The organism is Sphingomonas palmae, assembly GCF_900109565.1.
Taxonomy (GTDB): domain Bacteria; phylum Pseudomonadota; class Alphaproteobacteria; order Sphingomonadales; family Sphingomonadaceae; genus Sphingomonas; species Sphingomonas palmae.
In genome coordinates this window covers 273,189-292,583 of record NZ_FNZZ01000004.1, presented here as the reverse complement: position 1 = coordinate 292,583, position 19,395 = coordinate 273,189, and the positions used below count along the sequence as shown (strand labels likewise).

Sequence of the window (19,395 nt, the reverse complement as noted above, 5' to 3'; positions counted from 1 at the left end):
CGCGGGTAGCGGCTGATCAGCCCGCCAGCGCGCGAGCGCGGCGGCGCTGGACCGAGCTGCCGATGCCCATCGCCTCGCGGTATTTGGCCACGGTGCGCCGCGCGATGTCGAAGCCCTTGGCGTTGAGCAGTTCGACCAGCGTGTCGTCGGACAGGATCTTCGCGCCCTCGCCCGCGATCAGCGCGCGGATCGCGCTCTTCACCGCTTCCGCCGACACGGCGTCGCCGCCGTCGGCCGACTGGATCGCCGAGGTGAAGAAGTATTTGAGCTCGAACAGCCCGCGCGCGCACGACAGATACTTATTCGACGTGACGCGGCTGACGGTCGATTCGTGCATGTCGATCGCCTCCGCGATCCGCGCGAGCGTCAGCGGGCGCAGCTGCGATACGCCGTGGACGAAGAACGCTTCCTGCTGGCGCACGATCTCGGTCGCGACGCGAATGATGGTGCGCTGACGCTGGTCGAGCGCCTTGACCAGCCAGTTCGCACTGGCGAGCTGATCGCCGAGCCACGCCTTCGATGCCTTGTCCTGCGCGCCCGAGGCGAGTTCGGCGTGATAGCGGCGGTTGACCAGCACGCGCGGCAGCGTCGCGCCGTTGATCTCTACGTTCCAGCCCTTCGCCCCGCGCGTCACGTAGACATCGGGGACGACCGCGGGCGCGACCTCGCCGCCGAAACGGCAACCGGGTTTGGGATCATAGCCGCGCAGTTCCCGGATCATGTCGGCCATGTCCTCGTCGTCGACGTGGCACAGCCGCTTGAGGCGCGACAGGTCACCGCGCGCGAGCAGGTCGAGATTGTCGAGCAGCCGCGCCATGCACGGATCGTAACGGTCGACCTCGCGCGCCTGGATCGCGAGGCATTCGGCGAGATCGCGCGCGCCGACCCCGGTCGGGTCGAACGTCTGGATCGTGGCGAGCACCGCCTCGACCTGCGTCAGCGGAACGCCCAGCCGTTGCGCGACCTCCAGCAACCGGACCTGCAAATAGCCAGCCTCGTCGATGTGATCGATCAAATGCTGCGCGACGAACAGGTCCGCGGCAGAGAAGGCGGTGCCCGCCTGCGCGAGCAAATGGTCGGCGAGGCTCTCGGCGCGAGTGTCGGCGAAGGCATCGAGGTCGGGCATCTCGCCCCCCGACACGCTGCCACCTGACGGACTCAACGATGCGCCGCCGTCGGAGGGAGCGTCGTCGAACCGTTCCGCCGCAATGTCGACGTCGAGCGACTCGCCCGCGGCCTCGCCCGACATCACCAGTTCGTCGGCGCCCGCGGGTTCGTCGCGCACCGGCTCGGGCGCGTCGGGCGCGATCACCGGCGCGTCGTCGGCGGCGGGCGCGGTCTCGAGCAGCGGGTTCTTCTCGACTTCCTCGGCGATCACGCCTTCGATCTCGAGGTTGGACAGCGCCAGCAGCTTGATCGCCTGCTGCAACTGCGGCGTCATCACCAGCGATTGCGACTGGCGCAGGTCTAGGCGCGGCGCGAGGCTCATGACTAGGTGTCGCCGGTGTCGTGCAGGCGCGCCGTCATCGCTACAGCGTGAAGCCCTCGCCGAGATAGAGCCGGCGAACGTTGGCGTCGGCGACCAGCTCTTCCGGGCTTCCGGTGAACAGCACGCGACCGTCGTAGATGATGTAGGCGCGGTCGACGATGTCGAGCGTCTCGCGCACATTGTGGTCGGTGATCAGCACGCCGATGTCGCGGCTCTTCAGATCCTTCACCAGGTCGCGTATATCGGCGATCGAAATCGGGTCGATGCCCGCGAACGGCTCGTCGAGCAGCATGATCGACGGATCGGCCGCGAGCGCACGCGCGATTTCGGCACGCCGCCGCTCGCCACCCGACAGCGCCATCGCGGGTGCGTCGCGCAGCCGCGTCAGGCCGAACTCGTCGAGCAGTTTTTCCAGCTTGGTGCCACGCGCGTCCACGTCGGGCTCGGACAATTCGAGCACGGTCATGATATTCTTCTCGACCGACAGTCCACGGAAGATCGAGGTTTCCTGCGGCAGGTAGCCGAGCCCCAGGATCGCGCGGCGGTACATCGGCAACCCGGTAATGTCGTCGCCGTCGAGCATGATGCGGCCAGCATCAGGCATCACCAGCCCCATCACCGAGTAGAAGCACGTCGTCTTGCCCGCGCCATTGGGGCCCAGCAACCCGATCACCTCGCCGCGCCCAACCGAAACCGACACGTCGGTCAGGACCGTGCGCTTGTCGTACGACTTGGCGATCGAGACGACCTGCAGCCCATGCGCGACGGGCGCCTCGTGGATCGCCTCGACGTCGTCCAGCGTGTGATCGATCGTGGTGGCCATGCGCGCGGGCACTCTCGTTATAGTCCGTCCGGAGCGCTCGGGATGCTCCGTCATGCACGCTTTACGCCAAAGCGCCGTATGCGCAAAGCGGGCGTGAATGGTGGCCGGCGACTCGCCCGAATGTAAATTTTGGCGAGCATCTTCAATCCACTACGTTGATCGATGTTAGCACGTTCTGTCGGAACCGCGCGCGCGGGTCGCCCGTATGGCCCGTCCATGCCTATGCCTGAGACACCGATGTTCCCGTGGCGCCATTCGGCGCAGGCTGAACTCGAAGCGATGATGCACGCCCATGTCGACGACCGGGCGTTTCCGTGCGTGGGTGCGAAAGCGGCTCTCGCCAAGGGCACGTTGCACGTCCTCGCCTGCAACCGAATCGACAGCTCGTGGGACGATCTGCGCATCCATGACGGGCTGATGCGTTTCGCCGAGGCGTACCGCGACGATCCGGGCCTGTTCCGCAGCTTCGCGGTGGTGTTCGAAGGCCCCGACGATCTCGGCGAACCCGCGTTCGAGCAGGCGTTGTGGAAGCGTATCCAGTCGCTGTCCGACAAGGACGTGTGGCGCGGGCAGGATTACGACGCGCGCGTCAGTGCCGACCCCGACGACCCGCATTTCTCGCTGAGCTTCGGGGGCGAGGCGTTCTTCGTCGTCGGGCTTCACCCGCACGCCTCGCGCCCGGCAAGGCGGTTCGCGCGCCCGACAATGGTGTTCAACCTGCACGACCAGTTCGAGACGCTGCGCGCGCAGGGGCGCTACGAAACGATGCGCGAGAAGATCATGGTCCGCGACGAGGCAGTGGCGGGATCGCGCAACCCGATGCTCGCGCGCCACGGTACGTCGAGCGAGGCGCGCCAGTATAGCGGGCGCGTGGTCGATGATGCGTGGCGCTGCCCGTTTCATTATTCGGGCAGCGCCGAGCAGTGAGCGTGACCGCGACCGAGATTCCGCCGCGCTCGGGCACGGCGTTCACGCTCGATGCCGGACAGACGCTGACCGTCATCGATCCGCGCGGGGTGCAGGTCGCCGATCTGCTAGCCTACAATCGCGACGACATCCGCGAGGTGATCTCGTCCGGGCGCACGTTCGACTATGCCGAGACAATCCGGCTCACCACCGGGCATCTGCTGTATTCAAATCGCTCCACGCCAATGCTGGAAATCGTCGCGGATGACGTCGGCGTGCACGATTTCCTGCTGACGCCGTGCTCCTATGATACATTTCACCATTTCTACCCCGACGAGCCGCCGCATCGCGGCTGCTTCGGCAACCTCGCCGCCGCGCTCGAGCCTTACGGCGTCACCGAGGACATGATCCCGGTCGCGTTCAACTGCTTCATGAACGTACCGATCGATGGCGCCACGGGCAGGCTGCAGGTGCTGCCGCCGGTCAGCAAGGCCGGCGACCGTATCGTCTTTCGCGCGCTGATGGATCTCGTCATCGGCCTGACCGCCTGCTCGGCGGGCGCGTCGAACGGCGGCAGCTTCAAACCGATCGAATATAGGATCGATTGATCAGCCGCTCGCTGTCGCGCACGTGCGCGGCGTAGAGGTCGGCACGCGCGAGATGGATTTGACGGATTGCGGGCGTGATCGCACGATCGGCCATCGCACGCGCCTGTTCGGCGCGGTTGCGCCAAAAGCTGATGTCGTCTGTTGTACCCATGTTCCGGCTCCGGAATGGAGAACGCCTGGTCACGCGGCAACTGGGCAGCAAGGTGCACGCCGCGATTTGGGTCCGCAATAATATGTATCAATGCAAACCATTGTTTTTGCGCCTCCGTCGGCAAGCTCCTTTGATGAAACGAATGCCAGCGAAAGGCTTGAGACGTTGAGCGGGAAACAGCCGTTCACCCAGATCGCGAATGATGGAACGTCGCGCACCATCACGCGCGCGATCGTGCCGGAGCATCCGGTCGCGATCGAGGTGAACGGCCTTGGCTACGCGGTTATGATGGCGACGCCAGCCGACCTGGCGGATTTCGTCACCGGCTTCGCTCTGTCGGAGCGGATCGTTGCGGATGCAGCGCAGATCGCCGACCTCGACCTGTTCGAGGCGCCGCTCGGCTGGATCGCGCGCCTGACGGTGCCGCCGGCGAACGCCGCCGCGCTCGCCGCTCGCGTCCGCACGCGTGCGAGTGACAGTTCGTGCGGGCTGTGCGGGATGGACAATCTGGAGGCAGTGCACCGCACACTTCCACTTGTTCCCGCCAGCACGATCGACCCGGCCGCGATCTTTGCCGCGCTGGCGCAGATGCGCGCGCACCAGCCGCTCAACGCTGCCACCGGTGCCGCGCACGCGGCGATGCTATGCGCGAGTGACGGCACGATCTGCCTGGCGCGCGAGGATGTCGGCCGTCACAATGCGTTCGACAAGCTGATCGGCGCGATGGCGCATGGGCGGCTCGGCTGGGATAACGGCTTCGCGCTGCTGTCGTCGCGCTGCTCCTACGAACTGGTCGAGAAAGCCGCGCTGTCGGGCTGTTCGACCTTGGTCACCGTGTCGGCCGCGACCGATCTGGCGCTCGCGCGCGCGGCGCAGGCCGGGTTGACGCTCGTCAGCCTCGCACGGTCGGACGCGATATTGTTTCCGCCCTCGCCCGAAATGGTACTTTTGGCGCGCTCATGAGTTGGATGGCCTATGGCCAAGCAACATGACGATCGCCCCGACTTCACGCCCTACACCGGTCCGTCGGGCGGCTGGGGATCGATGCGATCGCTCGCCGATATCGTCCCGCGCGAGAAGAACCCGGTCGAGACCTCGGCCGAGCTGCTCCGGCAGAACAAGCACGACGGGTTCATGTGCGTCAGCTGCGCCTGGTCGAAGCCTTATCCGCCCAACCCGGCGGAATTCTGCGAGAACGGTGCCAAGGCGACCGCGTGGGAGATCACCAGCCAGCGCGTCACGCCCGAGTTCTTCCGCGCCAACACACTGACGGCACTGCGCGAATGGAGTGACTACCGGCTGGAGGAAGCCGGTCGCCTGACACACCCGATGAAGTACGATGCGGCGAGCGACAAATATATCGTCGTGCCGTGGGAAATGGCGTTCAAGGAGATCGGCGCGAAACTGAAGAGCCTCGCGCCCAAGTCGGTCGTCTTCTACGCCTCGGGCCGCGCCAGCCTCGAAACGTCGTACATGTACCAGTTGCTGGCACGTATGTACGGCAATCAGAACCTGCCCGACTCGTCCAACATGTGCCACGAATCGACTTCGGTGGGCCTAAAGGCCGCAATCGGCGTGCCCGTCGGCACGACGCGGCTGGAAGATTTCGACACCACCGATTGCATCCTGCATTTCGGGCAGAACGTCGCGACCAACAGCCCGCGGATGCTCCACCAGCTGCGTAGTGCGCGGAAACGCGGCGTGCCGATCATCGTCTTCAATCCGCTGCGCGAGCGCGGGCTCGAACGCTTCACCGATCCGCAGAACCCAATCGAGATGGCGACCGGCGGCGAGACGCGGATCGCGACGCAATATCATCAGGTGCGCGCCGGCGGCGATCTGGCCGCGATGATGGGCATGGCGAAATGGCTGATCGAGCATGACCGGATCGATCACGATTTCATCGCCGAACACACGCACGACTTCGACACCTTTGCCGCGAAGGCGCGCGCGACCGGCTGGGACGAGATCGAGCGCGAATCGGGGCTGACGCGCGATGCGCTGTCGATGGCGGCGGAAGTGTACGGCCGCGCCAACGCGACGATCGCGATCTACGGCATGGGGCTGACGCAGCACGTCAAGGGCGTCGACAACGTCCGCATGCTGGTCAACCTGCTGCTGATGCGCGGCAATATCGGCAAGCCCGGCGCGGGCCCGACGCCGGTGCGCGGCCATTCCAACGTGCAAGGCCAACGCACCGTCGGCATCACCGAGAAGCCCGAGCTCGCCCCGCTCGACAAGTTCAAGCAAATGTACGGGTTTGAGCCGCCGCGGGAGAAGGGGCTCGACACGGTCGAGGCATGCCGCGGCGTGATCGATGGCAGCGTGCGCGGGTTCGTGTCGCTGGGCGGCAATTTCGTTCGCGCGACGCCCGAGACGCGGTTGATGGAGGAAGGCTGGCGCCAGCTGGACCTGTCGGTACAGATCGCGACCAAGCTGAACCGCAGCCACCTGATCCCGGCGCAGGGCGACACCTGGCTGCTGCCGTGCCTCGGCCGGATCGAGCGTGACCTGCAGGAAACGGGGCCGCAGAACGTGACGATGGAGGATTCCACCAGCGTCATCCACCCGTCATTCGGCAAGGTCGATCCCGCCAGCCCGCACCTGCTGTCCGAACCCGCGATCGTCGCCGGGATCGCGAAGGAAACGCTCGCACCCAACCCTAACGTGCCGTGGGACAAGTGGGTCGGCGACTATGCGCTGGTGCGCGACCAGATCGCCGAGGCATTCCCCAACTTCTTCGAACGCTTCAACGAGCGATTGAAGGAGCCGGGGGGGTTCTGGAAGGGCAACAAGGCGACCGGGCGCGAATGGGACACGCCGTCAAAGAAGGCCGAGTTCATCGTCCCCGACGTACTGAACGCCACCGGCTTCACCGACACCGACGGACGCTACCGCATGCTGACGGTGCGATCGAATGACCAGTTCAACACCACCATCTACGGCTATTCCGACCGTTTCCGCGGCATCAACGGTACGCGGCAGGTCGTGATGATGAGCCCCGCCGACATCGCCGAGCGTGGCCTGACCGAAGGGCAGAAGGTGACGCTGGTCGGCGACGCGGAGGATAATGTCTCGCGCCGCGTCGAAGGACTGATGGTCGTCGCGCGCGACGTGCCCAAGGGGTGCATCGCGACTTACTACCCCGAGTGCAATCCGCTGATCGCGCTCGAGCACCATGCCGAGGAGAGCCACGTTCCCGCCGCCAAGTCGGTGCCGGTGCGGATCGAGGTTGAGGCAGTCGTCGACTGACGATCGTGGTGGCGGCGCACCTGCGCGCCGCCGCCCAAGGCTCGATCGGATAGCGACGACCAAGTTAGCGACGATGACGCGTGCTCGCGGGCACAATCGTGCGACAAATCGCCGCTAGCCGCATTGTCGCCCGCTAGGGGTCTGGAGAGCGATACGTGCGGTTGTTCCTGTTGCTGGCGAGTAGCGCCGCGGTGCCGGCCTGGGCGCAGACGCCGCCCGCGTCACCCGTAAGTTCCACACCTCCGCCTTCGACGGGCACCGCTGCACCGGCCGCTCCAACGGCGCAGCTACCGGCCGTCCCCGCCGCCGTCCCGCCCGCCGGCTCGCCGAGCGAGGCTGCCGCTGCCACGCCAGAGGCGCAGGGGGAGGACGGCGAGGGTGAGGACATCGTCGTCACCGGACGCAAGCCGGTCGGCAGCGTCATCGGCGACATTCCGCCCGAACAGACGCTGTCGCCCGCCGACATCCGCAGCTACGGCGTCAGCTCGGTCGCCGACCTGCTGACCGAACTCGGCCCGCAAACGCAGTCGGGTCGCGGATCGGGCGGGGCGCCGGTGGTGCTGCTCAACGGACGCCGAATCGGCGGCTTTTCCGAGATCCGCGACCTGCCGACCGAGGCGATCCTGCGCGTCGAGATCCTGCCCGAGGAAGTCGCGCTCAAATACGGCTATCGCGCCGACCAGCGCGTCGTGAACTTCGTGCTGCGCCCGCGTTTCCGCGCCTACACCGGCGAGGTGATCGACACGCTCGCGACCGATGGCGGGCGCAATCAACCGGGCGCGCGGGCAGACTGGCTGCGCATCCAGCGCACCGGCCGCACCAGCCTCCACCTGCAATACGATCAGGCGAGCGCGCTCACCGAGGCGGAGCGGAACATCATCCAGTCGCCCGGCGGCGCATCAGCCGCCGGCAACGTGACGCTCGCGGACGGCACGATCCTCGGCGCGCCCGCCGGTGCCGCGGCCGGCGCGGTCGCCGCTGGCGACTTCCTCGCAACCGCCAACCCGAGCGATCAGGCGCGCTTTCGCACGCTGTTGCCCGCGACGAAGAGCTTCCAGGCGAACGGCGTCTACGCGACCAGCCTATCCGACCGCGTCGGCGCAACCTTCAACGCGCGGGTCGAGCATGACGTGAGCGACGCCGACCGCGGGCTGGTGGCGGGCAACTTCCTGCTGCCCGCGGGCAATCCCTTCTCGCCCTTCGCCGACGACGCGCGCGTGTCGCGCGCCTTTCCCGAACTCGGCCCCCTTGCCCAGCATGTCGAGAGCACCGACGCGCATCTGGGCGCGAGTGCGAACGGCGACGAGGGGCGCTGGCGCTGGACCGTCAACGCCAATGCCGATTACAGCGCCAGCGACACGCGCAGCCAGACCGGTCTCGAGACCGATGCGTTCCAGTCGCTGCTCACTGCACGTGATCCAACGGCCAATCCGTTCGGGCCGTTCGACCTCGTGCGTACGCCCGACAACTTAGGACGGTCGCGATCGACCAACCTCGCGCTCGACACGCTCGTTACCGGACCATTGTTCAGCCTGCCCGCGGGCGACGCCAACACGAGCATCCGCATCGGAGCGTCGAGTAACGATTTCACCAGCCGCTCGATGCGGTTGGGGGAGACGCAACCCGCCGACATCTCGCGCGACATCGGCAATGCACAGGTCAACCTCGACCTGCCGATCGCCAGCCGCTCGCGCGGTGTGCTGAGTGCAATCGGCGATTTCTCGCTCAATGCCAACGTCGCGGCGGATCACCTGTCGGATTTCGGCACCTTGTGGACGCTCGGCTACGGCGCGAACTGGTCGCCCTTACGCGGCGTGCGGCTGATCTATTCGGTGACGAACGAGGATGAGGCGCCGAGTGCGCAACAGCTCGGCAACCCGCAGGTGCCGACCGCAGGCGTGCGCGTGTTCGATTACGTCCGCGGCACCACCGCCACGGTCACCACGGTAACGGGCGGCAATCCGTTCCTGCGCGCCGACGAGCGCCACGTGACCAAGCTGGGCGCTACGGTTCAGCCTTGGTCGGACCGCGACATCAACTTTGTCGCCAACTACACCTGCCAGCAGGTCGACGAACCGATCGCGAGCTTCCCCGCCGCCAGCGCTGCGATCGAGAAGGCCTTCGGTGACCGCTTCACCCGCGTCGACGGCACGCTGGTGCGGCTCGACACGCGGCCGGTCAATTTCGCGAGCAGCGAGGAATCGCAGCTCCGTTACGGCTTCAACGTGTCGTTCAAGCTCAAGTCGAAGATTCAGAAGGAGCTGGAGGCATTCCGCGCCGGAACCGGACCCAACCCCTTCGCGGGCCTGCGACCACCCGGAGGTCGGCGACGCGATAGCGGGGATGGCGCACAGCCGGACGGCAGTGGCGCGCGGGCGGCCGCGAATGGCGGCGAGCAGCCGCGTGGCGCAACCGGCGACACGCCCGGCGGCGGTAACCGCGGCGCGGGCGGCGGCTTCCGCGGTGGTGGCGGCGGGCGTGGCTTCGGTGGCGGGCGCTTTGGCGGCGGCGGTGCGGCTGGCGGACGCGTACAGTTCGCGCTCTACCATACGTGGCATTTCACCGACCGCGTGACGATCGCCAACGGTGGTCCGGTGCTCGACCTGCTGAACGGCGACGCGATCGGCGGCTCGGGCGGGCAATCGCGCCACGAGCTGGAAGGGCAGGCCGGCTATTCCAACAACGGGATTGGCGCGCGCGCTTCGCTCGATTTTCAGAGCGCAACGCGCGTCAACGGCGGCACGCCGACCAGCCCCGAAACGCTCAACTTCGGCAGCCTGACGACGCTCAACCTGCGCTTGTTCGCCGATCTGGGGCAGCGGATCGACCTGATCCGCGCGCATCCTTGGCTTCGTGGCACGCGCGTCACCCTGTCGCTCAACAACGCGTTTAACCAGCGCCAGCGCGTCACCGACCAGACCGGCGCGGTGCCGATCGGGTTTCAGCCGGGTTACCTAGACCCGCTGGGGCGCACCGTGCGGCTGTCGATCAGGAAGCTGTTCTTCTAGAGCCCGATCTTCGTCGCGAGCCAGCGTGCGGCGGCCTCCGGCGTCGCCTTGTTCGTGTCGCGATCGACCATGTAGTTCGCCTCGCGCATCGCGGACACGGGGATGCGGCCGATCAGCGGACGTATCGCGGTGAGGAAGCGCGCGTCCTTGGTGCGCGCGGGTGCGACGAGCAGGATTGCGTCGTAGCCGGGAATGGCACGTTCGGGATCGCTCAACGTCACCAGCCGGTCGGCGGCGATCCGCCCATCGGACGAGAACGCGCTGATGACGTCAGCGCGTCCGCTCTCCAGCGCCCGATACATGAAGGTCGGGCTATACGGCGTCGCGCTCGCGAACCGCATCGGATAGGCGCGCCGGATCGTCGCCCATTCGGTACGGTCGAGGAACTCGAGATCGGCGCCGAGCTTCAGCTGCGGCGACTGGCGCGCGACGTCGGCGAGCGATGCGATGCCGCGCGCGCGCGCATCGTCGCCGCGCATCGCGAAGGCGTAGGCGTTCTCGAATCCCAGCGCGCCGACCATACCAACGCCTCGCGTCGCGCGCGCCCATTCGGCGATCGCGCGGACCTGCTCAGCGCGGGGCGGCACATCGTTACGCTTCATCTCGCCGGCCCAAATCGTGCCCGCATAATCGACGTAGGCGTCAACGTCGCCGCTCGCGACCGCACCGAACGCGACGGTGGAGCCGAGCCCGTCGCGGTACTGGACGGTGTAGCCTGCGCGCGCCAGCCGGTCGCCGATCAGCCGCGCGAGTATATATTGCTCGGAAAAGTTTTTGGCGCCAATCACCACGGTGCGGTCACCACCGCCTCGTGCCCACAACGGCGCGCTGGCCGCCAGCGTCGCCGCGCCGAGCAGCGCGACCGCGCCCCAGATCAGCCAGGCGCGCCTGTTCCTCGCGCCATATTCGGCCAGCCCCAGCAATGCGTCGACCCCCAGCGCCAAGGCGGCCGCGGACACGCAGCCCGCAATCACCAGCGGCCACGCCTGCGTCTGCAAGCCGGCAAAGATCAGGTCGCCCAGACTCGGCTGCCCGACCGTCGTCGACAGCGTCGCCGCGCCGATCGTCCACACCGCGGCGGTACGAATCCCCGCCATTGCGACCGGCAGCACCAGCGGCAGCTCGATCAGCCGCAGCTTCTGCGCCGCCGTCATGCCGACCCCGTCCGCCGCCTCCAGCACGGCGGGATCAATCCCGGTCAGCCCGGTAACCAGATTGCGGATAATCGGCAGCAACGCGTAGAGCGTCAGCGCGAGCAGTGCCGGCAGGAAGCCGAGCGCGGGCACGCCGCCGCCGACCACACCCGACAGCCACAGCAGCGCCGGATAGAACAGCGCCAGCAAGGCGAGGCTGGGGATCGTCTGCACCAGGCTCGCGAAGCCCAGCGTCACGCGCGCGACGCGGGGACGCCTCGCCGACAACCAGCCGAGCGGCAGCGCGAGGGCGAGCGCGAGCACCAGCGCGCTGATGCCGAGCAACAGGTGCTGCGCGGCGAGCGCGGGAACGCGGGCGAAGGCGTCGCTCACGTCTGTCCCCGCGCCAGGGCGGCGATCCGTTCCGCCTGCGCGCGCGGCACCGCGACCAATGCCTGCGCGGTGTCACCGCCTTCGCCCGCGATCAGCGCGGCGGGCGTCGTGTCGGCGACGACGCGGCCGCGCTCCATCACCAGCACGCGCGCCGCGTCGAGCAGCGCCTCCGCCATGTCGTGCGTGACCATCAATACGGTCAGTCTGCGCTCGCGCTGCAACCGCACGATCGCCTGTCCCAGCGACTCCCGCGTGACCGGATCGAGCGCGCCGAACGGCTCGTCCATCAGCAGCAGCCCCGGATCGGTCGCGAGCGCGCGCGCGACGCCGACGCGCTGGCGCTGCCCGCCCGACAGCTCGGCCGGCGTCCGGCTGGCTAGGCTGTCCGGCAGTTCAACCGTGTCGAGCAGCGCGTCCACACGCGCGCGATCGTTGCGGCCGTCGAGCCGCAATGGCAGCGCGATGTTCTGTGCGACTGTCAGATGCGGAAATAGTCCGATGTTCTGGAACACGTAACCGATCCGCCGCCGCAGCTGCCACGCAGCACCCTCGCTCACGTCGACGCCGTCGATCAGCACGCGGCCCTCGCTCGGCACAACCAGCCGGTTGACCGTCTTGAGCAGCGTGGACTTGCCCGATCCCGATGCACCCACCAGCGCAACGAAGCTGCCGGGCTCGACCGCGAGCGACACAGCGTCGACCGCGATCGTGCCGTCGGCGTAGCGCTTGGTCACGCGCTCGAACGCGATCGCCGGGCCGGAATTATCTGGCATCGCGCACGGTGATGCGGGAAGGATGTGGCCACCACAAGAGGGGAGCGGGCATGAAGGCGATCCTGATCACCGGCGGCGGTTCAGGGATAGGGCGCGCGGTGGCGCAACTGTTTTCGGGCAAGGGTTGGCGCGTCGGGCTCGCCGACGTCGATCGCGGCGGCCTGCGCGACACTGCCGCGCTGCTGCCCGTCGAGCGCACCAGCACGCACCAGATGGACGTGCGCGACCCGAGCGAGTGGGAGCATGTGCTCGATGAGTTCGCGTCGTTGAGCGGCGGACAGCTCGACGTCATGTTCAACAATGCTGGGATCGCGCTCGGCGGACCGTTCGGCGAGCTGTCGCTCGAGGCGCTCGACCGCGTGATCGACATCAACTTTCGCGGTGTCGCCTATGGCGCGCGGATGGCGTACCCGTATCTCAAGGCGACGCCGGGTTCGTGCCTGCTCAACACCGCATCGGCGAGCGCGATCTACGGCTCGGCCGGGCTCGCGGCCTATTCGGCGACCAAGTTCGCGGTGCGCGGGCTGACCGAGGCGCTCGATGCCGAATGGGCCGCGGACGGCGTCAAGGTGCGCGACCTGATGCCCGGCTTCGTCGACACCGCACTGCTGAGTGCGGGGCTACCCGGCACCAACCGCAGCGTACGCGAGGCGGTGGTCGCGGCGAAACTCGAGTTCACGCCGGTTGAGGTAGTAGCGCAGGCGGCGTGGGATGCGGTGCACGGCGACCAGGTTCACGCGGTAATCGGTAAGACCGCGCGGCGGCTGAGCTTCGGCGCGCGCTGGATGCCGGGGCGCGTGCGGCGGATGATGACCGCCCGCTCGCTCGGGCGCTAGTAGCAGGCGAGCTCGCCGCTGCCGTCCGCGACACAGCGGCGCGCGCGCGGCGATCCTGCGGGGCGGGGAGCGGTCGGCACGCGAACGCGCGGGCGCGTGCCCGGTGCAGGCGGATCGATCCGTTGCAGCTCGATTCGCGGGACCGGTGACGGTGCCGGTGCTGGTGCCGGCGGGATTGGCGAGGGGGGCGGCGGCGCGACTGCGGCGCTGGTCGGGGCGGCGGGTGCCACCGGACGCGGCTCCGCAGTCGCGGGCCCGACATCGGCGAACCACGACGGCGTGCCTGTCTCGATCGAGAGGTCGAACGTCTGCACATAGCCCACGTCCGCGCCCACTCGATCGGGATCGATTGACAGCAGCACGACATCGACACCGCCGGGGCCGCGACGCAGCATGAACTGTCCGCGATAACGGATCGGCGAGCGCAGCTTCAGCGCCGGCTCCAGCCGCCGCGCCTCAGCGAACTGCGCCGCCAGTTGCGTGAAATCGAGAATGGTGCGCGACAGCCGCTTCGGTGCGGCGCAGTCGAGCCCGGATGCACCCGGATTGAGTGCGAGCTTGGGGGCGAGCTCGAAAGGCACGCTCAAGCCGTTGCCGCTCGGCGTGATAACGCGCGTTGTTTCATCAAGCCGCAGGTCGCCGGGGGCGACCGGCACGCCCAGCGCCGCCGCGGTCCCGATCCGGGACAGGGTCAGCCGCAGCTCGCCGCGAACCTTGCCGACCGCGAGCCGCTGCTGCCGCGCGTAATCGGAATAAGCGAAGTCGAGGTAATCGCATTTCACCTCGTTCAGCAGCGTCGCGACCGGTACCAGTGCGACCGGGCGCGCCGCGGTGATCGGCATGGTCCGTTCGCGCGCATCGGCGACGAAACCGCCGTAAATCAGCGGAGTGGCGACACCGACGAGTGCCGCGGTGCGCCACGCGGCGCGCATCCAAGAGGAGCCGATCATCCTGTACCCCCCGCCGTCCCGCGCGATGCCCCGTGCGGCGCGCGAGCGTTGACGATTCGTTAATGATCGTCGGTGTGGCGGTGGCTTACGTCAAGCGCGCAGCGGTTGTGCGCGCGCGGGCGGGTCAGCCGCCCAGAATGTCGTCGATCGCACCCGCCAGCTCGACGTCGCGCGACGACAGCCCGCCCGCGTCGTGGGTCGTCAGCAGGATTTCGACCCGGTTGTAGACGTTCTTCCATTCGGGGTGATGATCGGCGCGCTCGGCGAGCAGTGCTACCTGCGTCATGAAGCCGAACGCCTCGGCAAAATCGGTGAACACGATCGTCCGCGTGATCGCGTCGCGCGATTCCTCGAAATCCCATTCGGGCAGCGCGTCCAGCGCGTCGGCCCGCTCCGCCTCGCTCAGTTGCTCGATCATATCCACGCTCCCATTCTTGCCGCACCTTGCCCGTGGGGACTATGGCGGGCGCGATGGAGCGGCAAGAGGTTCTGGGCGCGGCACCGTCCGCCGACGTAATCGAGGCGCATGCACGTGCCACGATCGCGCGATTGCCGGAGGCGTTTCGAACGCACTTGCGCGACGTCGTTCTGCTGGTCGAGGAGGAAGCCGACCCGGAGATGCTGGCAAGCGTCGGGCTCGACCACCCGCTCGACCTGACCGGCGTCTACGTCGGGCGGCCGGTTGGAGAGAAATCGTCGTTCGAGAGCGGCGCGCTGCCCGATCGCATCCACCTGTATCGTCAGGCGATCCTGGCGGAATGGTGCGAGACCGGGGTGCGGCTCGACGACCTCGTCGCGCACGTCACGGTGCACGAGATTGGGCATCATTTCGGCCTGTCGGACGACGACATGCACGCGCTGGAAGACGCGGTGTCGGATTGAGCGACGCGCTGATCGTCGCCGATCTGGCGGTGGCGCGCGGCGGGCGGACGTTGTTCGAGAACGTCCGCTTCATCGCGCGCCCGGGCGACGTGATCGTCGTCACGGGGCCGAACGGCGTCGGCAAGTCGAGCCTGTTGCGCGTGTTCGCCGGTCTGGGACGGATCGAGCGCGGCAGCGTGGAGCGGCCGGGCGGCGGCGTGGCGCTGATGGATGAGGCACACGCGCTCGATCGCGGTGCGACGGTGCAGGCGGCGCTGCGTTTCTGGGCGCGGCTCGACGGCGGGCCCGATCCGACGACGCGCGTTGCCGCGGCACTCGAAGACGTGGCGCTCGGCGACCTCGCCGATGTGCCGGTGCGGCTCCTGTCGGCGGGGCAGCGGCGTCGTGCCGCGCTCGCGCGTGTGGTGGCGAGCGGCGCGAGATTGTGGCTGCTCGACGAGCCGGCGAACGCGCTCGACGCCGCGGCGCTCGACCGGCTGGCGGCGCTGGTCGCGCGGCACCGCGGGCAAGGTGGGATCGTGGTTGCGGCGACGCACCAGCCGCTCGCGTGGGATGACGTGCAGCAGGTGCGACTGTGACCGGGCTGATCTGGCGCGACGTGCGATCGGGCTACGCGGGCGGTGGCGCGACGCTGGTGGTCGCGTTCTTCCTGCTCGTCGCGATCCTGTTCCCGTTCGCGATCGGTCCCGACACGGCGTTGCTGGCACGTGTCGGCGGGGGAGTGATCTGGGCCGCCGCGCTGCTCGCCGCGCTGATGCCGGTCGAGCGGTTGGTCGCGCCCGATCTGGAGGCGGGCGTGCTCGATCAGCTGGCGGTGCGCGGGGGCTCGATGGCGGCGGTCGCGGCGGCGAAGACGCTCGCGCACTGGCTCGCCTTCGCGCCGCCGCTGATGCTCGCAAGCGTGATCGCAGGCGGCCTGCTCCATCTGAGCGGGGCGACGCTGCTGCTGGTTGAGGCGGGGCTGCTGCTCGGCACGCCGGGGCTCGCCGCGCTGGCGGTCGCGACCGCGGCGCTGCTGGCGGGCGCGCGCGGCGCGGGCGCGGTCGCCGGCCTCGTCATGCTGCCGCTCGCGGTGCCGCTCCTGATCTTCGGTGCGGGCGCGATCACGGGCGGGGCCGGGGGGCTAAAGCTGCTCGCCGCGACCAGCCTGCTGCTCGTCGCCGGCGCGCCGTTCGTCGCGGGCGCGGCGATGCGCAGCGCGATGGAGTAAGCTGGCGGCTTATCGGCTCCAGCGCGCCCAGATCGCGGTCGGCAGCGTCAGCCCGCGTGCTTCCTCGCGCACCGCCAGCTCGCCCGCCTCGACGGTGCCGGGCAGATCGGCAAATGCCTGCCGCAGCATTTCGCCGATCGCCAGCGCCGACATGCGCACCGCGTAGACGGTCAGGAACAAATAGCGCGACTCGGCATCAAGCAGCTTCCGACAGTCGGCGATCAGTCGCGGCAGGTCTTCTTCCAGCCGCCATACCTCGCCGGTCGGCCCGCGACCGTACTTGGGCGGGTCGAGCAGGATCCCGTCGTAGCGGCGCCCGCGCCGGACCTCGCGCGCGACGAACTTCGACGCGTCGTCGATGATCCAGCGCGTCGGCGCGTCGGACAGCCCCGATAGCGCGGCATTGTGACGCGCCGCCTCGACCGACTTCTTCGACGCGTCGACGTGAACCATCCGCGCGCCGATCGACGACAGCGCCAGCGTGCCGACCCCGGTGTAACCGAACAGGTTCATGCACTCAGGACTGTCGGCGCCCTCCAGCTGCTGGCGCATCCACACCCACACCGGCGCCATGTCGGGGAAGAAACCCAGGTGCCGGAACGGCGTCGTCTGCGCGGTGAAGCGCGCCTCGTGCCATTCGAGCGTCCAACCATCGGCGGGCACGCGTTTGTCGAAGCGCCATTGCCCACCGCCGTCCTCGTCGCTGCCGGGCACGAACTCGCCGTGCGCATCCCACTCGGCATGCGCGGGCGCCCACAACGCCTGCGGCTCGGGGCGGATGAAGCGGTAGCGGCCGTAGCGCTCCAGCTTTCGGCCGTTACCCGAGTCGATCAGCCCGTAATCGCCCCAGGGTTCGCCGATCAGCGTGTCGAGCTTCATCGCGCGACCGCCCGCTCGGCGATGTATTCGCTGACCGCGGCGTAGCTGGTGTCGAGCACGTCGAAGCGTTCCTCGCGATCGAACAGGTCGCCGACGCGCGACGGCAGGTTGGGACGCGTGCCGGTCGCGCGCTCGACCGCGTCGCCGAACTTCGCCGGGTGCGCGGTGGCGAGCGTCACCATCGGCGTCGCGCCGGCGTGACGCTGCGCCGCGGCGAGCGCGATCGCGGTATGCGGGTCGAGCGTCTGGCACGCGTGCTCGTGCGCCCAGCGCATCGCGAGCGCCATGTCGTCGAGATCGACGCGTTCGGCCGCGAACAGCGCGGCGGCGCCTTCCGATTGCGCGTTGGTCAGCCGCATCGCGCGGCTGCCCTCGAACCCGCGCATCTGCTCGGCGAGTGCATGGCCGTCGCGGTGGCCGAGGTCGAACAGCAATCGCTCGAAATTGCTCGACACCTGGATGTCCATCGACGGGGTCGGCGTTTGCACTACTTGCCGGCTCGAATAATCGCCGGATGTGAGCGCGCGCGCGAGGATGTCGTTGACGTTGGTGGCGACGATCAGCCTCTCGACCGGGAGTCCCATCTTTGCCGCCACATACCCTGCGAACACGTCGCCGAAATTGCCCGTCGGCACGCTGAACGCGACCGCGCGATCGGGCGCGCCCAGGCGCACCGCGGCGTAGAAATAATAAACCACCTGCGCCATCAACCGCGCCCAGTTGATCGAATTGACTGCGGACAGGCGGAAGCGGCCGGCGAAGGCGGGATCGTTGAACATCGCCTTTACCAGCGCCTGCGCCTGGTCGAAGTCGCCGCGGATCGCAATATTGTGGACGTTCGGTGCGCCGACCGTGGTCATCTGCCGCCGCTGAACGTCGCTGACGCGGCCTTCGGGGTGGAGCATGAAGATGTCGACGCCCGCGCGGCCCGCAACCGCGTCGATCGCCGCCGAGCCGGTATCGCCGCTGGTCGCGCCGACGATCGTCAGATGGTCGCTGCTGCCGGTCAGGAAGCGCTCGAACAGCAGGCCGAGCAGCTGGAGCGCCACGTCCTTGAACGCGAGCGTGGGGCCGTGGAACAGCTCCAGCAGCCATTGATCGTGATCGAGCTGCACCAGCGGCGTGACCGCGGCGTGCGAGAAGCGGCCGTAAGCCTGCTCGCACAGCGCACGCAGCTCGTTGCGGGTCATCGTCTCGCCGACGAACGGCGCCATGACGGTGACCGCGGTGTCGACGTAGGACAGCCCGGCCATTGCGGCGATCTCGTCGCGCGTCAGCGTCGGCCACACTTCCGGCACGTAGAGCCCGGCGTCGCTGGCGAGCCCGGCGAGCGTGACCTCGCGAAAGTCGAGTGCGGCTGCCCGGCCGCGCGTGCTGACGTAGCGCATGGCCCCGCGGCCTAGCCCTAAGCCTGTGACCCCGCAACCGGGGCGCGCCGCCGATGCAGCGCAACCGCGTAGATGATCGCGGCCACCGCGGCGAACAGGAACCACTGTACTCCGTAGGCAAGGTGGTTGTTGGGCACGAGGCCGATGTCGGGCTGGGTATTGGCAGCGAGACCAGCTACCGGGCGATCGGCGACGAGCAGCATTGTTTGCGGTGCGTGGCTGAACAGTCCGGCGACCAGCGGGCGCGCGTCGGGTGCGTGGCTGATCCAGCCCGACACGGGGCCGCCCGACCAGTCGACCTGCTTGCCCGGATCGCGCGTGGTGCCGAGTTGTACCTTGACGCCCGAGTTCGCGCAGGTGGCGATCAGCCGGAACCCGGCGTTGCCCGCGCCCGCGCGCGTGACTGAGACGGGCGGCCGGCAGTCGGTACGGGTACGGCGGAACAGCAGCCGATCATCGGGCTGGAGCGGGAAGGCGACAACCGGCTTGTCGGGGTTGCGCGCCAATTGCGCGAGATAGGCTTCCTTCTCGGGCAGGCGGATCGAGATTTGCCAGATGCCGAGCGAGATCATGCCGCAGACCGCGAGTGCCACGATGATGGTGGGGACGACCGGAAAACGCTTCATCGTCGCCGTCTTACCGCGGCGCGTGCCCGGCGTCGCGCGAAAGAAGGGGCGCGGCCCGCATCCGGACCGCGCCCCTGTCAGACACCTC

19 protein-coding genes are annotated in these 19,395 nt (G+C 68.4%); 9 read left to right on the top strand and 10 right to left on the bottom strand.

All coding sequences use genetic code 11. From position 1 onward, the window contains the following. Positions 1–16: 16 nt before the first annotated feature. On the bottom strand, positions 17–1,489 hold the full coding sequence (rpoN, locus tag BMW51_RS11590; protein WP_093006541.1) for an RNA polymerase factor sigma-54: 1,473 nt from the start codon (positions 1,487–1,489) through the stop codon (positions 17–19). Between the two features lie 40 nt (positions 1,490–1,529). Then, the gene (gene lptB / locus BMW51_RS11585; RefSeq protein WP_177171641.1) at positions 1,530–2,312 is read right to left on the bottom strand and encodes an LPS export ABC transporter ATP-binding protein; all 783 of its coding nucleotides are present in this window, start codon (positions 2,310–2,312) and stop codon (positions 1,530–1,532) included. Positions 2,313–2,528: 216 nt separating this feature from the next. Here lptB and gntA point away from each other — a divergent pair, with 216 nt between their 5' ends. Both gntA and BMW51_RS11575 read left to right on the top strand, forming a co-directional pair. Further along, a complete protein-coding gene (gntA, locus tag BMW51_RS11580; protein WP_093006539.1) occupies positions 2,529–3,239 on the top strand; it encodes a guanitoxin biosynthesis heme-dependent pre-guanitoxin N-hydroxylase GntA in 711 nt (236 codons plus the stop codon). A 2-nt stretch (positions 3,240–3,241) separates the two neighbouring features. Next, entirely contained in the window at positions 3,242–3,826 is a 585-nt protein-coding gene (locus tag BMW51_RS11575) for a DUF1989 domain-containing protein (protein ID WP_177171640.1), read from the top strand. Here the strand turns inward: BMW51_RS11575 and BMW51_RS11570 are convergent. Next, on the bottom strand, positions 3,798–3,977 hold the full coding sequence (locus BMW51_RS11570) for a hypothetical protein (RefSeq protein WP_093006535.1): 180 nt from the start codon (positions 3,975–3,977) through the stop codon (positions 3,798–3,800). The two genes, BMW51_RS11575 and BMW51_RS11570, sit on opposite strands and share 29 nt — an antisense overlap. A 165-nt stretch (positions 3,978–4,142) precedes the next feature. Here BMW51_RS11570 and fdhD point away from each other — a divergent pair, with 165 nt between their 5' ends. The 3 genes from fdhD (at position 4,143) to BMW51_RS11555 (ending at position 10,237) form a co-directional block, all read left to right on the top strand. Next, positions 4,143–4,940: a formate dehydrogenase accessory sulfurtransferase FdhD gene (gene fdhD, locus BMW51_RS11565; protein ID WP_245708458.1), complete on the top strand. Its 798-nt coding sequence runs from the start codon at positions 4,143–4,145 to the stop codon at positions 4,938–4,940. Between the two features lie 12 nt (positions 4,941–4,952). Next, positions 4,953–7,229: an FdhF/YdeP family oxidoreductase gene (locus BMW51_RS11560; protein ID WP_093006531.1), complete on the top strand. Its 2,277-nt coding sequence runs from the start codon at positions 4,953–4,955 to the stop codon at positions 7,227–7,229. A gap of 155 nt (positions 7,230–7,384) precedes the next feature. Beyond that, positions 7,385–10,237 carry a TonB-dependent receptor gene (locus BMW51_RS11555; RefSeq protein WP_093006529.1) on the top strand — a complete coding sequence of 951 codons (2,853 nt, stop codon included), beginning with the start codon at positions 7,385–7,387 and terminating at the stop codon, positions 10,235–10,237. On the opposite strand, the gene BMW51_RS11550 is transcribed toward BMW51_RS11555, so the two are convergent. Then, positions 10,234–11,763 (bottom strand): ABC transporter permease/substrate-binding protein, encoded by a 1,530-nt coding sequence (locus tag BMW51_RS11550; protein WP_093006527.1) that lies wholly within the window; start codon positions 11,761–11,763, stop codon positions 10,234–10,236. The genes BMW51_RS11555 and BMW51_RS11550 overlap by 4 nt on opposite strands. Continuing rightward, positions 11,760–12,536 (bottom strand): ATP-binding cassette domain-containing protein, encoded by a 777-nt coding sequence (locus BMW51_RS11545; protein WP_093006525.1) that lies wholly within the window; start codon positions 12,534–12,536, stop codon positions 11,760–11,762. Before BMW51_RS11545 ends, BMW51_RS11550 begins: the two co-directional genes overlap by 4 nt. A 50-nt stretch (positions 12,537–12,586) precedes the next feature. Between BMW51_RS11545 and BMW51_RS11540 the strand changes: the two genes are divergently transcribed. Next, positions 12,587–13,372 (top strand): SDR family oxidoreductase, encoded by a 786-nt coding sequence (locus BMW51_RS11540; protein ID WP_093006523.1) that lies wholly within the window; start codon positions 12,587–12,589, stop codon positions 13,370–13,372. Here BMW51_RS11540 and BMW51_RS11535 read toward each other — a convergent pair. Both BMW51_RS11535 and BMW51_RS11530 read right to left on the bottom strand, forming a co-directional pair. Then, positions 13,369–14,322, bottom strand: coding sequence for a hypothetical protein (locus BMW51_RS11535; RefSeq protein ID WP_093006521.1), 954 nt, complete (start codon positions 14,320–14,322; stop codon positions 13,369–13,371). The two genes, BMW51_RS11540 and BMW51_RS11535, sit on opposite strands and share 4 nt — an antisense overlap. A 124-nt stretch (positions 14,323–14,446) precedes the next feature. Further along, entirely contained in the window at positions 14,447–14,740 is a 294-nt protein-coding gene (locus BMW51_RS11530; RefSeq protein WP_093006519.1) for a 4a-hydroxytetrahydrobiopterin dehydratase, read from the bottom strand. 53 nt (positions 14,741–14,793) lie between these two features. Here BMW51_RS11530 and BMW51_RS11525 point away from each other — a divergent pair, with 53 nt between their 5' ends. From BMW51_RS11525 to BMW51_RS11515, 3 genes are read left to right on the top strand one after another with little or no spacing between them, the layout of a single operon-like run. Then, positions 14,794–15,204 carry a metallopeptidase family protein gene (locus tag BMW51_RS11525; RefSeq protein ID WP_245708455.1) on the top strand — a complete coding sequence of 137 codons (411 nt, stop codon included), beginning with the start codon at positions 14,794–14,796 and terminating at the stop codon, positions 15,202–15,204. Next, positions 15,201–15,782, top strand: a complete 582-nt coding sequence (gene ccmA, locus BMW51_RS11520; protein ID WP_093006515.1) for a heme ABC exporter ATP-binding protein CcmA — start codon at positions 15,201–15,203, stop codon at positions 15,780–15,782. The genes BMW51_RS11525 and ccmA overlap by 4 nt, the downstream gene beginning before the upstream one ends. Beyond that, positions 15,779–16,414 carry a heme exporter protein CcmB gene (locus tag BMW51_RS11515; protein WP_093006513.1) on the top strand — a complete coding sequence of 212 codons (636 nt, stop codon included), beginning with the start codon at positions 15,779–15,781 and terminating at the stop codon, positions 16,412–16,414. The genes ccmA and BMW51_RS11515 overlap by 4 nt, the downstream gene beginning before the upstream one ends. A gap of 9 nt (positions 16,415–16,423) precedes the next feature. Here the strand turns inward: BMW51_RS11515 and BMW51_RS11510 are convergent, their stop codons facing one another. The 3 genes from BMW51_RS11510 to BMW51_RS11500 are packed head-to-tail and all read right to left on the bottom strand — an operon-like array spanning position 16,424 to position 19,307. Further along, positions 16,424–17,293, bottom strand: a complete 870-nt coding sequence (locus tag BMW51_RS11510; protein WP_093006511.1) for an RsmD family RNA methyltransferase — start codon at positions 17,291–17,293, stop codon at positions 16,424–16,426. Continuing rightward, the gene (gene thrC / locus BMW51_RS11505; RefSeq protein ID WP_093006509.1) at positions 17,290–18,681 is read right to left on the bottom strand and encodes a threonine synthase; all 1,392 of its coding nucleotides are present in this window, start codon (positions 18,679–18,681) and stop codon (positions 17,290–17,292) included. Before thrC ends, BMW51_RS11510 begins: the two co-directional genes overlap by 4 nt. A gap of 17 nt (positions 18,682–18,698) precedes the next feature. After that, positions 18,699–19,307 carry an SURF1 family cytochrome oxidase biogenesis protein gene (locus BMW51_RS11500; protein WP_093006507.1) on the bottom strand — a complete coding sequence of 203 codons (609 nt, stop codon included), beginning with the start codon at positions 19,305–19,307 and terminating at the stop codon, positions 18,699–18,701. Between the last annotated feature and the right edge of the window lie 88 nt (positions 19,308–19,395).

Coding starts and splice junctions, on each gene's coding strand:
- rpoN (WP_093006541.1), bottom strand. CDS start 1,489: ATGAGCCTCGCGCCGCGCCTAGACCTGCGCCAGTCGCAATCGCTGGTG.
- lptB (WP_177171641.1), bottom strand. CDS start 2,312: ATGGCCACCACGATCGATCACACGCTGGACGACGTCGAGGCGATCCAC.
- gntA (WP_093006539.1), top strand. CDS start 2,529: ATGCCTATGCCTGAGACACCGATGTTCCCGTGGCGCCATTCGGCGCAG.
- BMW51_RS11570 (WP_093006535.1), bottom strand. CDS start 3,977: ATGGGTACAACAGACGACATCAGCTTTTGGCGCAACCGCGCCGAACAG.
- BMW51_RS11560 (WP_093006531.1), top strand. CDS start 4,953: ATGGCCAAGCAACATGACGATCGCCCCGACTTCACGCCCTACACCGGT.
- BMW51_RS11545 (WP_093006525.1), bottom strand. CDS start 12,536: ATGCCAGATAATTCCGGCCCGGCGATCGCGTTCGAGCGCGTGACCAAG.
- BMW51_RS11540 (WP_093006523.1), top strand. CDS start 12,587: ATGAAGGCGATCCTGATCACCGGCGGCGGTTCAGGGATAGGGCGCGCG.
- BMW51_RS11535 (WP_093006521.1), bottom strand. CDS start 14,322: ATGATCGGCTCCTCTTGGATGCGCGCCGCGTGGCGCACCGCGGCACTC.
- BMW51_RS11530 (WP_093006519.1), bottom strand. CDS start 14,740: ATGATCGAGCAACTGAGCGAGGCGGAGCGGGCCGACGCGCTGGACGCG.
- BMW51_RS11525 (WP_245708455.1), top strand. CDS start 14,794: ATGGAGCGGCAAGAGGTTCTGGGCGCGGCACCGTCCGCCGACGTAATC.
- BMW51_RS11510 (WP_093006511.1), bottom strand. CDS start 17,293: ATGAAGCTCGACACGCTGATCGGCGAACCCTGGGGCGATTACGGGCTG.
- thrC (WP_093006509.1), bottom strand. CDS start 18,681: ATGCGCTACGTCAGCACGCGCGGCCGGGCAGCCGCACTCGACTTTCGC.
- BMW51_RS11500 (WP_093006507.1), bottom strand. CDS start 19,307: ATGAAGCGTTTTCCGGTCGTCCCCACCATCATCGTGGCACTCGCGGTC.